At 71.3% G+C, this 12,557-nt stretch carries 11 protein-coding genes; 3 read left to right on the top strand and 8 right to left on the bottom strand.

The features are described 5' to 3' along the window. Position 1: 1 nt before the first annotated feature. The 5 genes from ftsH to dacB all read right to left on the bottom strand — a co-directional run bounded on the left by ftsH (position 2) and on the right by dacB (position 6,624). Entirely contained in the window at positions 2-2,050 is a 2,049-nt protein-coding gene (ftsH, locus tag AB0M29_RS28120; RefSeq protein ID WP_365387468.1) for an ATP-dependent zinc metalloprotease FtsH, read from the bottom strand. Between the two features lie 203 nt (positions 2,051-2,253). Then, positions 2,254-2,793, bottom strand: coding sequence for a hypoxanthine phosphoribosyltransferase (gene hpt / locus AB0M29_RS28115; protein WP_365387552.1), 540 nt, complete (start codon positions 2,791-2,793; stop codon positions 2,254-2,256). A gap of 57 nt (positions 2,794-2,850) precedes the next feature. Next, complete coding sequence (gene tilS / locus AB0M29_RS28110; RefSeq protein ID WP_365387466.1) at positions 2,851-3,846, bottom strand: tRNA lysidine(34) synthetase TilS; 996 nt, start codon at positions 3,844-3,846, stop codon at positions 2,851-2,853. A 149-nt stretch (positions 3,847-3,995) separates the two neighbouring features. After that, positions 3,996-5,165 (bottom strand): zinc-dependent metalloprotease, encoded by a 1,170-nt coding sequence (locus tag AB0M29_RS28105; RefSeq protein WP_365387463.1) that lies wholly within the window; start codon positions 5,163-5,165, stop codon positions 3,996-3,998. 70 nt (positions 5,166-5,235) lie between these two features. Continuing rightward, positions 5,236-6,624, bottom strand: a complete 1,389-nt coding sequence (gene dacB / locus AB0M29_RS28100; RefSeq protein ID WP_365387461.1) for a D-alanyl-D-alanine carboxypeptidase/D-alanyl-D-alanine-endopeptidase — start codon at positions 6,622-6,624, stop codon at positions 5,236-5,238. 87 nt (positions 6,625-6,711) lie between these two features. On the opposite strand from dacB, the gene AB0M29_RS28095 reads away from it, so the two are divergent. Beyond that, positions 6,712-7,206 carry an inorganic diphosphatase gene (locus AB0M29_RS28095; protein ID WP_365387458.1) on the top strand — a complete coding sequence of 165 codons (495 nt, stop codon included), beginning with the start codon at positions 6,712-6,714 and terminating at the stop codon, positions 7,204-7,206. Between the two features lie 111 nt (positions 7,207-7,317). Here AB0M29_RS28095 and AB0M29_RS28090 read toward each other — a convergent pair whose 3' ends face one another. Together AB0M29_RS28090 and AB0M29_RS28085 are read right to left on the bottom strand one after the other, a co-directional pair. Next, positions 7,318-8,835 (bottom strand): threonine/serine exporter family protein, encoded by a 1,518-nt coding sequence (locus AB0M29_RS28090; RefSeq protein ID WP_365387457.1) that lies wholly within the window; start codon positions 8,833-8,835, stop codon positions 7,318-7,320. Between the two features lie 139 nt (positions 8,836-8,974). Next, positions 8,975-9,712, bottom strand: a complete 738-nt coding sequence (locus AB0M29_RS28085) for a VTT domain-containing protein (RefSeq protein WP_365387455.1) — start codon at positions 9,710-9,712, stop codon at positions 8,975-8,977. A gap of 156 nt (positions 9,713-9,868) precedes the next feature. Between AB0M29_RS28085 and AB0M29_RS28080 the strand changes: the two genes are divergently transcribed. Continuing rightward, positions 9,869-11,263: an ABC transporter ATP-binding protein gene (locus AB0M29_RS28080; RefSeq protein ID WP_365387452.1), complete on the top strand. Its 1,395-nt coding sequence runs from the start codon at positions 9,869-9,871 to the stop codon at positions 11,261-11,263. Between the two features lie 41 nt (positions 11,264-11,304). After that, a complete protein-coding gene (locus AB0M29_RS28075; RefSeq protein WP_365387450.1) occupies positions 11,305-11,679 on the top strand; it encodes a YbjQ family protein in 375 nt (124 codons plus the stop codon). Here AB0M29_RS28075 and AB0M29_RS28070 read toward each other — a convergent pair. Then, a complete protein-coding gene (locus AB0M29_RS28070; protein ID WP_365387448.1) occupies positions 11,665-12,423 on the bottom strand; it encodes a MerR family transcriptional regulator in 759 nt (252 codons plus the stop codon). The genes AB0M29_RS28075 and AB0M29_RS28070 overlap by 15 nt on opposite strands. Positions 12,424-12,557: the final 134 nt, after the last annotated feature.

The raw sequence follows: 12,557 nt of genomic DNA, 5'->3' as shown, positions 1-12,557 counted from the left end.
ATCAGTTCTCCGACGGGCCGTCCTCGGGGAGGTCGGCCGGCTCGGCGACCGGCTTGGTGGTCGACACCACGGTGGCGCTGCCGTTGGCGGGCTGCGAACCGTTGGTGAGGGCCAGCTCCTTCGGGGAGAGCACCGGCGGCCGGGTGGACGGCGTACGCCGGGCGGAGCCCGTCCAGGCCGGACGCGGCGGGCGCTTGACGATCTGGGAGAAGATCTCGGCGATCTCCTCCTTGTTCAGCGTCTCCCGCTCCAGCAGCGCCAGCACGAGGTTGTCCAGGACGTCCCGGTTCTCGACCAGGATCTCCCAGGCCTCGTTGTGCGCCGTCTCGATGAGCTTCTTGACCTCTTCGTCGACCAGCCCGGCGACCTCTTCCGAGTAGTCGCGCTGGTGACCCATCTCACGTCCGAGGAACGGCTCCGAGTTGTCCGAGCCGAACTTGATCGCGCCGAGCCGCTCGGTCATGCCGTACTGCGTGACCATGGCACGGGCGGTCGCGGTCGCCTTCTCGATGTCGTTCGAGGCGCCGGTGGTCGGGTCGTGGAAGACCAGTTCCTCCGCCGCCCGGCCGCCCATCATGTACGCGAGCTGGTCGAGCATCTCGTTACGCGTCGTGGAGTACTTGTCCTCGTCGGGCAGCACCATGGTGTAGCCCAGCGCCCGGCCGCGGGACAGGATCGTCACCTTGTGGACCGGGTCGGAGTTCGGGGAAGCCGCCGCGACCAGGGCGTGTCCGCCCTCGTGGTACGCGGTGATCTTCTTCTCCTTGTCCGACATGATCCGGGTGCGCTTCTGCGGACCGGCCACGACGCGGTCGATGGCCTCGTCGAGCGTGTTGTTGTCGATCAGCTTCTTGTCGCTGCGCGCGGTGAGCAGCGCCGCTTCGTTCAGCACGTTGCTCAGGTCGGCACCGGTGAAGCCGGGGGTGCGGCGGGCGACGGCCATGAGGTCGACGTCCGGCGCGATCGGCTTGCCCTTCTGGTGCACGCTGAGGATCTCCAGGCGGCCCTGGAGGTCCGGCGGGTCGACCGCGATCTGCCGGTCGAAACGGCCGGGGCGCAGCAGCGCCGGGTCGAGGATGTCGGGCCGGTTGGTGGCGGCGATCAGGATGACCCCGCCCTTCACGTCGAAGCCGTCCATCTCCACCAGGAGCTGGTTCAGGGTCTGCTCGCGCTCGTCGTGACCGCCGCCGAGGCCGGCGCCGCGGTGGCGGCCGACCGCGTCGATCTCGTCGACGAAGACGATCGCCGGGGCGTTCGCCTTGGCCTGCTCGAACAGGTCGCGGACCCGGGAGGCACCGACACCGACGAACATCTCGACGAAGTCGGAACCGGAGATCGAGTAGAACGGCACGCCCGCCTCGCCCGCGACAGCGCGGGCCAGCAGGGTCTTGCCGGTGCCGGGGCGGCCGTAGAGCAGCACGCCCTTGGGGATCTTGGCGCCGACGGCCTGGAACTTGGCGGGCTCCTGCAGGAACTCCTTGATCTCCTGGAGCTCCTCCACCGCCTCGTCACAGCCCGCGACGTCGGAGAACGTCGTCTTGGGGGTGTCCTTGGTGATCAGCTTGGCCTTGGACTTCCCGAACTGCATGACGCGCGAACCGCCGCCCTGCATCTGGTTCATCAGGAAGAGGAAGACCACCACGATCAGTACGAAGGGCAGCAGTGACAGCAGAATGCCGACGAAGGCGTTCTGCTTGGACTGGGAGACCGTGTAGTGGCCGGGCAGCGAGACGCCGGGCACCTTGCCGTTCTCGATGTTCTGCAGATCAGTGGCGATGGCGGCACCCTGGTCGCCGATGTAGCTCGCCCTGATCTTGTTGCTGCCTTCGATCTTGACGCCGTCGCGGAGCTGGACCTTGATGGAGTTGTCGTCTCCGGTCGTCAGCTGGGCGTTATCGACCTTGTTGGTGTCGATCGCGTTGAGTACCACGCCGGTGTCCACTGTCTTGTAGCCGCCGCCAGACCCGACGACCTGCATCAACACGACCACGGCGAGGACAGCCAGCACGATCCACATCACTGGCCCACGGAAATAGCGCTTCACGTCCATCCATGCGGGGCGTATGGGCCCCGTCCCTCCTGCCACAGTGAGGCACCGCCTGCCGACTGGCCGCGCATGCATCCGGTGTATTGACTATTGACCCGACCTTCGGACGGTACCCCAGCATTGTCACCCGAGGTTGCCGCCGACCGTTAACCGAGCCGCTTTCCCCTGCTCCAACGGCGAGAAACCGGCAGTGGTTCCCCGGAGCGTCAGCCGCCGTAGACGTGCGGGGCAAGGGTGCCCACGAACGGGAGGTTGCGGTACTTCTCGGCGTAGTCCAGTCCGTAACCGACGACGAACTCGTTCGGGATGTCGAAACCGGTGTATTTCACGTCGATCTCGACCTTGGCCGCCTCCGGCTTGCGCAGCAGGGTGCAGACCTCCAGGGAGGCCGGGCCGCGCGAGCCCAGGTTGCTGATCAGCCAGGACAGCGTCAGACCGGAGTCGATGATGTCCTCGACGATCAGTACGTCACGGCCCGCGATGTCGGTGTCGAGGTCCTTGAGGATGCGGACCACGCCGGACGACTTGGTGCCGGCGCCGTAGGAGGACACCGCCATCCAGTCCATCGTCACGTTCGTGGACAGCGCCCTGGCCAGGTCGGCCATCACCATCACGGCGCCCTTGAGGACACCGACGATCAGCAGGTCCCGTCCCGCGTAGTCCCGGTCGATCTCCGCCGCCAGCTCCACGAGCTTGGCGTCGATCTCTGACTTGGAGATGAGCACCTTCTCAAGGTCGGCGCCCATGTCGTTCTCGTTCACTACGCGGTACGTCCCTCAGGTGTGTGGACCAGGTGAGTGGCCTTACGACGGCGAGAAGAACAGTCTGCCATTCGACCTGAGGACGGTGACGCCGCCCGGCAGGTTGAGCGCTTTCTGGCCGTGCCAGCCCGTGACCAGGCGGTCCACCTCCTCGATATGGCGGGCGAAGAGGAACCCGGCGGGCGAGCCGACGGCGATCGCGGCGCGGCGCAGCACCCGGCGGCGGACCGCGGCGGGCAGCGCGTACAGCCGCAGCGCGTCGAGGCTGCCGTCGTCGCCGGCCGCGTCGGCCTGGGCGTCGGCGGCCCACTGGTCGAGGGCGTCGGCGTCGTCCCGGGAGAGCTGGGCGGTACGGGCCAGTGCCTCGACGACGCCCTTGCCGAGGGACTTCTCCAGCACCGGCAGCGCTTCGTGCCGCACCCGGGAGCGGGTGTAGGCGGGGTCGTGGTTGTGCGGGTCCTCCCACACGGTGATGCCCTGCGCCAGGCAGCCCTGGCGCACGGTGTCGCGGTCCAGCAGCAGGAACGGCCTGCGGTACCGGCCGTTGGTGCCGGAGATCGCGGCCATCCCGGCCAGCGAGCGGGTGCCGGAGCCGCGGGCGAGCCCGAGGAGCACCGTTTCTGCCTGGTCGTCGCGGGTGTGGCCGAGGAGCACGGCGAAGGCGCCGCGGGCCTCGGCGGTGGCGTCGAGCGCGGCGTAGCGGGCGTCCCTGGCGGCGGCCTCCGGGCCGCCCTGCCGCCCGACGGTCACACCGACCGCGTCGACCGGGTCGAGCCCGAGCGCACGCAGCCGCTCGGCGACCTCCATGGCGCGGCCCGCGGAGCCGTCCTGGAGACCGTGGTCAACGGTGACCGCGCCGGCGCGCACACCGATTCTGGGTGCTTCGAAGGCGAGGGCGGCGGCCAGCGCCATGGAGTCGGCGCCGCCGCTGCACGCGGCGAGCACCAGCGGGTGCGGGTCGGCGGAAGCGGTGAGGACGTCGTGCAGGACGCGGCGGACCGCCAGGCGTATCGCCGCGACCGTGGGGTGGGGTCCCATGTCCGGTTCCCTCCTGGGGAGGATGAGGGGCTGCTGAAGTGACGCTGGGTATGCAGATGGTGACAGAAACCCGGGCGTTACCCGAGCATCGCACGCGCTACCCAGCGTCTACGGTCCCTCGGACGGGTGAACCGGGCGGGGGACGGCTCTCAGGATTCGCTACGGCTGTGCACCCGAGCGACCCAGTCCGCGGGTTTGGCGATCTCCGCCTTGGTCGGCAGCGTGTTGGGCGACGTCCACACCCGGTTGAAGCCGTCCATGCCGACCTCGTCGACGACCGCGCGGACGAAGCGCTCGCCGTCGCGGTACTGGCGGAGCTTGGCGTCCAGGCCCAGCAGGCGGCGCAGTGCCTGGTCGAGGCGGCTGGCGCCGCTGGCCCTGCGCTGGCTGAACTTCTCCCGGATCTCGGCGACGGTGGCCACCACCTCGGGGCCGACGCCGTCCATCACGAAGTCGGCGTGGCCTTCGAGCAGCGACATCACGGCGGTCAGCCGGGCGAGGATCTCCCGCTGGGAGGGGGTCTGCACCAGGTCGACCAGGCTGCGGCCGTCCTCCGGCTCGTCCTGGGCGCTCTCCTCCTTGCCCGCGCCGGCGCCGGTGAAGGACTGCACGGCCTCCCGGACCCGCTCGATCACGGTCGAGGCGTCGAGGTCGGTCTCGCCGAGGAACGCCTGGATCTCGCCCTCGATGTGGTCGCGCAGCCAGGGCACCGCGGAGAACTGGGTGCGGTGCGTCTCCTCGTGCAGGCAGACCCACAGGCGGAAGTCGTGCGGGTCCACGTCGAGTTCGCGCTCGACGTGGACGATGTTCGGGGCGACGAGCAGCAGGCGTCCGGCGCGGGACTCGCCGGGGCCGGGCGAGACGGGCCCGGCGGGCAGCTCGCGGGTGGGCGGCGCGAAGGTCTCGTACTGGCCGAGCACGCGGGAGGACAGGAAGCTCAGCAGCATGCCGACCTCGACGCCGGTGACCTTGCCGCCGACGGTGCCGAGCATCACGCCGCCGGGGCCGCTGGGGCGGCGGGCCTGCATCTTGCCGAGCAGCGGGCGCAGCACCTCGCGGAAGCCGGCCACGTTGGCCTTCACCCAGCCCGGGCGGTCCACGATCAGCACCGGTGTGCTGTGGGCGGGGGCGCCGCCCTCGCCGTACATCCTCGTGAACTCCTGGACGTGCGCCTCGGAGTCGCGCGCGTGCTGGCGCAGCTCCGCGACGATCGCCCGCGCCTCGTCCCGGCTGACCTCCGGCCCCGGCCGGGTCAGCCGCGCCGCGGTCGCCACGGCGAGGTTCCAGTCGACCATCTCGCTTCCACCGATGCTCGTCATGCCTTCACGGTACGTTGCCGCCCCCACTTTGGGTGCCCCACCCACGAGGTTCCCGCCTGGCGGACAGGCCCTACGGCTGGGTGAGGGCAGTGGCGAGGTGGTCGAGGGCGGACTGGGCGGTGGGGGGGTTGGTGGTGCCTTCGGTCATGAAGGCGAAGGTGAGGAGGCGGCCGGAGGGGGTGACCGTGGTGCCGGCGATGGTGTTGGTGCCGGTGAGGGTGCCGGTCTTGGCGTGGACGAGGCCCGCGCCGGGGCTCGCCTGGAAGCGGCTGCTGAGGGTGCCGGTGAAGGCGGCGACCGGGAGACCGGTGAGGATCGCGCGCAGCTCGGGGTGGTGCGGGTCCGCCGCGAGGGCGAGGATCCGGGCCAGCGTCACCGCGGACAGCGCGTCCGCGTGCGCCAGCCCGCTGCCGTCGGTGAAGACCGCCCCGCCCAGCGGCACCCCCAGCCGCCGCAGCGCCGCCCCGACCGCCTTCGCGCCCCCGGCGAAGCTCGCCGGCTGCCCCGCCGCGTGCGCCACCTGCCGGGCCAGCGCCTCGGCGATGTCGTTGTCGCTGTTGGTCAGCATCCGCTCCACCAGCGCGGACAGCGTGCCGGACTGATGGACCGCCAGCTGCGTACCCCCGGCGCCGCGGCCCGGCGTCGGCTGACCGGTGACCGTGATCCCGTGCCCCCGCAGCAGCGAGGCGAAAGCTTCCGCCGCCGACCTCGCCGGGTCGTCCGCGCGGTCCGCCGGACCCGACGCGCTGTCGTCGAGCCGCCCCTCGCGGACCATGAGCGCGGTGACCGGCGAGAGGTTGGTGTTGGTGCCGATGGGATGCATGACCGGGCCGCTGAAGTACGACGTGTCGTAGCCGAGCCGTACCGAGGTGGTGCCGCGGGCCTTGAGCGCGGCCGCCGTGTCGGCGGCGAGCTGTTCGGGGACCAGCGTCGGGTCGCCGCCGCCGACCAGCACGATCCGGTGCGCCCCGGTGGCCACCACCGTGGTGGCCAGCCGGTGGTCGGGGCCGAGGGTGGCGAGCGCGGCGGCCGCGGTGGCGAGCTTGGTGGTGGACGCCGGGGTGGACGCCCGGCCGGACTGGTGGTCGTAGAGGACCTGGCCGGTGGCCGCGTCGATGACCACACCGGTCCGCACCGGCCCGAGGCCCTGCGCGGCCATCAGCGGGTCGAGCCGCGCGGCCAGCGCGTTGGCGGCGGGCGGGGTGCCGGCGCCCGCGGCGGCCAGCACCGGCGGCGCGGACGGGGCGGGCGGGGTGACCGTGGGACGCCCCGCGGCGGCGCCCGGCGAGCGGTGGGCGGCGTGGCCGTCCGCGTGCTGGTCACGGTCGGCGGCCAAGCGGCGTTCGGCCGTACGCTGACCCGACTCCCACGGACCGGCCGCGGCCACCGCCCCGACCGACACCGCCAGACCTATCGCGGCCGATACCGCCACGACCTGCCACGTCTTGCCGTGCGGCACCCCCGACCAGCCCCTTTCGCGACCACACACCTGCGTGGGAGACACTTAATCACCCGCAGTATGCGCTGATCATGGAGGAGTAGGGCCTTGGAGTTCGACGTCACGATCGAGATCCCGAAGGGTTCGCGGAACAAGTACGAGGTGGACCACGAGACCGGTCGTATCCGCCTGGACCGCCGGCTCTTCACCTCGACCAGCTACCCGGCCGACTACGGCTTCGTCGAGAACACCCTCGGCGAGGACGGCGACCCGCTGGACGCGCTGGTCATCCTGGACGAGCCGACCTTCCCCGGCTGTCTCATCACCTGCCGCGCGATCGGCATGTTCCGCATGACCGACGAGGCGGGCGGCGACGACAAGGTGCTGTGCGTGCCCGCGTCCGACCCGCGGGTGGAGCACCTGCGTGACATCCACCACGTCAGCGAGTTCGACCGGCTGGAGATCCAGCACTTCTTCGAGGTCTACAAGGACCTGGAGCCCGGCAAGTCCGTCGAGGGCGCCAACTGGGTCGGCCGGATGGAGGCCGAGGCGGAGATCGAGGAGTCCTTCCGCCGCCTCAAGGCCAGCGGCGGCGGTCACTGACCGCAGCACCGGCCGGGCCCCGGCCCGGTCACCCTTTCCCGCCGGAACGCCCGGCAGGCCGGATCGCCGGCCTGCCGGGCGTTCCGCCGTGCGGGACCGCCGCGGGCCGGCTCAGAACCCGCGGGTCCGCTTCGCCGCGCCGCGCGGCCCCGCCGGACCCGGCGTCTTCAGGGCGAGCCGGGCGATCTCACCGCCGAGGTTCACCCCGATCGCGATGGCCAGGGCGAGCGCCGCGGCCCGGGTGAGCAGCACGAACCCCTGGTCGGTGTGCTTCTGGGTGAGCGCGAGCAGCCCGAAGTAGGTCGCGGAGCCCGGCAGCAGCGGCCCGATCGCCGCGGTGACGTACGGCAGCACGGACACGTACCGGTAGCGGGCCATGAGCTGGCCGAAGAGGCCGACGAGCCCGGCCGCGGCGGCGGTGGCGGCGACCTGGTTGCCCCCCGCCTGCTGGTGCAGGACGCCGTAGACGGTCCAGGCGATGCCGCCGTTGACCGTGGTGAGCAGCAGCACACCGCGCTCGCACTGCAGCAGCACCGCGAAGGCCAGCGTCAGCACCATCGCGGACAGCAGCTGCACCCACGGGTGGTCGTACGCCCGCAGCGCCTGGTCGGGGTTGAGGTTCGTGCCCAGCGAGACGCCCGCGTAGAGGATCAGGGTGACGCCGATGACGATGCCGACGACCAGGTACATCACCTCCAGCAGCCGGGCGGACGCGGTGATGTAGAAGCCGGTCAGGCCGTCCTGGACGGCGGCGACGAGGGCGCGGCCGGGCAGCAGCGCGAAGAGCCCACCGGTGATGACGGCGGACGCCTGGACGTTGTTGGCCCCGGGGATCCACTCGGCGTAGCGGTCGACCACGACACCCATCGCGGCGGCGGGCATCGCGGCCGCCGCGAACTGGTAGAACTCCGGGATGCCGCGCCCGGCCAGCAGCCACGCCAGCCGGTCGCCGAGCATCGCGGCCAGCGCCGCGGCCACGAAGATGATCGGGGTGCCGCCGACCAGCACGCTGGCCGCGCCCGCGAGCAGCCCCGCGGCGCCGGTGAGGAACCAGCCGCCGTACGGATGCCGGTTGCGGCGGATGTCGGCGAGGTGGCGGTACGCCTCCTCCAGCGTCGCCTTGTGCGCGGTGATCTCGTCGACGAGCTGGTAGACCGCCGCCAGCCGGGTGTAGTCGGTGCCGCGGCGGCGCACGGTACGGCTCATGGTGACCGGCATGTCGGTCAGCGACGGCTGGTACGAGATGCCCAGCAGCGTGAAGGTGACGTTCGGCTCGACGCGGGCGAGACCGTACGCGAAGGCCACGCCCAGCATGGCCGCCTCGACGTCCTCGGCGCCCTCACCGCCGGACAGCAGCAGCTCGCCGATCCGCAGGGTGAGGTCGAGGACGCGCGGCACGGAGACCGACGGGCCGGACTCCGGCCGGTCGGCGGGGAGTTCGGGGGTGGGCCGCTCGGCGACGGGGATCCGGACCATGACCCGCATCCGGTCCTGCCAGCGCCCGTCGTCCGGGGGCAGCAGGGCCGTCGGGGGCAGCGGGATGCCGGTGGGCGGGGTGAACTCGGAGCGGAGCTGTTCGGTGGCGGTGCGCACGGGCTGTGCGGGCTGCGCGGCCTGGCCCGACCGCACGGGAGGTACGGGAGGTACGGGAGGCCCGGGAGGTACGGACGGCACGTCGTCGGACACCGGTCTCACTCCCTTTCCGCGGTCTTCCCTGGTCCCCCTCATCTCGCGATGCTGCCAGCAGTGTGCCCGAATGTGCCCGTGGTCAGCGCTTCTGCGCGCGGTGCCGCCCGGCGGAGCGCCCCGCGGCGGGCACCGCCGAACCCTCGGAGGAGCCGGTCGGCGGCCCGGGGACGCCGTCCTCGCCCGAGGCGGCGGCCTTCTTGGCCTTGCCGCGCGAGCGCAGGTACTCGATGCCGATCGGCACGACCGAGAGGAGCACCACGAGGACGAGCATCGCCTCGATGTTCTTGTGGACGAAATCGATCTGCCCGAGCCAGTAACCGAGAAGCGTGACGCCCGCGCCCCAGAGCGTGCCACCGATGAGGTTGAAGGTGACAAAGGTGCGGTAGTTCATCCGGCTGACGCCTGCGACGATCGGGGTGAACGTTCGAACGATCGGGACGAAGCAGGCCATCACGATGGCCTTCGGGCCGTGATGTTCGAAGAATGCGTGCGCCTTCTCGATGTTCTCCATCTTGAACAGGCGCGATTCCGGGCGCCGGAAGAGCGAGGGCCCGACCTTCCGCCCGAACAGATAGCCGACCTGCTGGCCCGCCACCGCGGCGACGGCGATCAGCGCGGCCACCAGTGCCAGCGGCTGGTGCAGGGTGCCGGTCGCGACCAGCAGACCCGTCGTGAACAGCAGGGAGTCGCCGGGCAGGAAGAATCCGATGAGCAGACCCGACTCCGCGAACACGATCAGCAGCACGCCCCACAGGCCGTAGGTGTTGATGAGGTGGTCGGGGTCGAGCCAGCTCGGGCCCAGCGCGAGATTCGTCACGGACCAAAAGTATCAATCCAGTGTTGATACAAACGTTCCGCAACCTGCGGTCGGTGGACTACCTTCTCCGCAGTGTCACCCGCGCACCACCGCAAGTTTCGCAAGTCTCCCCCCACGTGCCCCGTCACCGCGTCCGACCACCTGGCGGCTCCCGTTATGACTCGCGCTATCACCCTGCACGAAGTTTCGAAGTACTACCCCAAACAGCCGTCACCGGCCGTGGACCGGTTCTCGCTCGACATCGCGCCAGGGGAGTTCCTGGTGCTGCTCGGGCCGTCCGGCTGCGGCAAGTCGACCGTTCTGCGGATGATCGCGGGCCTGGAGGACATCACCACCGGCGAACTGCTGCTCGACGGCGAGTACTCCAACGACCTCGCGCCCGGCGACCGCCGGATGGCGATGGTGTTCCAGAACTTCGCGCTGTACCCGAGCATGACCAGCAGGGAGAACATCGGCTTCCCGCTGCGCTTCGAGATGCCCGGCGAGGAGCACGGCCCGCGGGTCGACGAGACCGCCAGGATCCTCGGCATCGAGGAGATCCTGGACCGCTACCCCGGCCAGCTCTCCGGCGGCGAGCGGCAGCGGGTGGCGATGGGCCGGGCGATCTCCCGGCACCCGTCGGTCTTCCTGATGGACGAGCCGCTGTCGAACCTCGACGCCAAGCTGCGGGCGCACCTGCGCGCGGAGATCGCCCGGCTGACCCACGGCATGGGCGTGACCACGGTGTACGTCACGCACGACCAGGCCGAGGCGATGTCGCTCGGCGACCGCGTGGCGATCATGCGCAGCGGTGTGCTGCAGCAGCTCAGCAGCCCGCGTGAGGCGTACCACCTGCCCGAGAACGTCTTCGTGGCGGCCTTCGTCGGCACCCCGAGGATCAATCTGCTGCAGGCGACCGTGCTGGCGCCGCTCGGCGGCGGGATGTGGATCGACTTCGGGCGGCAGCGGCTGGGCCTGCCGGAGCCGCTGAGCCTGGACCACCAGATGCTCCGGATCCAGCAGGGCAGGCGGATCATCGTCGGCCTGCGGTCCGAGGCCGTGCGGATCGCCCAGCCGAGCCAGGCGCACGCCGGCGAGGTGGTGCTCAGCGGGATCGTCGAGCACGTGGAGTACCAGGGGCACGAGTCGCTGGTGCACCTCAACACCGGCTCGCGGCCCGCCGTGGTGCCGGAGCTGGAGGCGCCGCGGCCCAAGCCGTCGGCGACGCGTTCGGCGGCCCGCCGGGCGGCGAACGGCTCCGGCGGGATCGGCAAGCTCGCGCAGAAGGCGGCCCGCCGCATCCAGGCGTCGGTGATGGAGCGCGACTCCGGGCCCGAGGTGCCGCCGCGGCCCACGCACGCCCCGGGCCAGGCGCCGGTGTCGGTGATGGAGCGCCCGGCGGGGGCGCCGGAGACCCAGACCGGCGACCTGGTGGTCCGCACCGGACCCGACATCCGGGTCCGGCGCGGCGACCGCGTCCCGCTGCTGGTCGACCTCGCCCATCTCTACGTCTTCGACCACGAGGGCCGCCGCATCTGCCCGGCCCCCGCCCAGCAGCCGCGACTGGAGTAGTCACGGGTGCGCGGGCGGGAGGGCTGGCGCAGGCTGCGGTTATGGGTATCGAAGAGTACGGCGGCGGGCAGGCGCAGGGCGCGGACTTCCTCGTCGTGACCACGAACGACGCCCCGGGTTTCCGGGTGGAGCGGGTCATCGGTGAGGTCTTCGGCCTCACCGTCCGCTCCCGGCATCTGGGCAGCCAGATCGGCGCCGGGCTGAAGTCGATGGTCGGCGGCGAGCTGAAGGGTCTGACGAAGACACTCGTGCAGACCCGTAACCAGGCGATGGAGCGCCTGGTCGAGCAGGCGAAGGCGCGCGGCGCCAACGCCGTGCTCACCATGCGCTTCGACGTGACGGAGGCCGCGGACGTGGGCACCGAGGTCTGCGCCTACGGCACGGCCGTGGTGCTGTCCCCGTCAGACGTGGCGTAGCGCGTTGGCCATGATCGCGTCGTGCAGGTACTGGGCCAGGCCCGGCGCGATCTGCTCGTAGTAGGCGGTGAAGCGCGGGTCGGCGACGTACATCGAGGCGAGCCCGGTGTGGATGTCGTAGCCGCACTCGTAGTAGAGCCGGGAGATGGTCCGCCGGTGCTCCTCGGCGAGGTCCATCGCCCGCTCGCCGTCGGCGGGCTCCCCCGCGCCCAGCGCGGCGGCGATCCGGCCGTTCCACTCCTCCTGCTCCGCCTGGATCCGCAGCCAGTCCTCCTTGGTGTACGTGGCGGTGCGCGCCTGCGACTGCGCGTACGCCTCGGTGCTGCCCCAGCGTTCCCTGACCTCGTCGGCGTACTGCTCGGGGTCGTGCTCGCCGAAGACCTCGAACCGCTCCTCGGGTGTGAGGTTGATGCCCATCTTCCGTGCCTCCATGGCGCGTTCCACGGCCGCGGCCATCTCCTGGAGCTTCCCGATCCGCGCGGACAGCAGCTCGTGCTGGCGGCGCAGATGCGCCGCGGGGTCCGCGTCGGGGTCGTCCAGCAGCGCCGCGACCTCGTCGAGGGGGAAGCCGAGCTCCCGGTAGAACAGGATCTGCTGCAGCCGGTCGAGATCGGTGTCGTCGTACCGCCGGTGCCCGGCGTGACTGCGCCCGCCGGGCCGCAGCAGCCCGATCTCGTCGTAGTGGTGCAGCGTGCGCACGGTGACGCCCGCGAAGGCCGCGACCTGGCCGACCGAGTACCCCATGACTTCCTCCTTCCGTCAGACCCCACCCTCGGACCTCACGCCACGTGAGGTGCAAGCCCCTCGCCGGGCGGGCGATGAGACGGCGGCCCGACCGCACGGACCCGGCCAGGATCCCGCACCGCGAGCGCGGGCCA

It is taken from the genome of Streptomyces sp. NPDC051976 (assembly GCF_040680795.1).
GTDB lineage: Bacteria > Actinomycetota > Actinomycetes > Streptomycetales > Streptomycetaceae > Actinacidiphila.
Note: the sequence above shows the minus strand (reverse complement) of the source record. Positions and strands in the feature narration are given on the sequence as shown.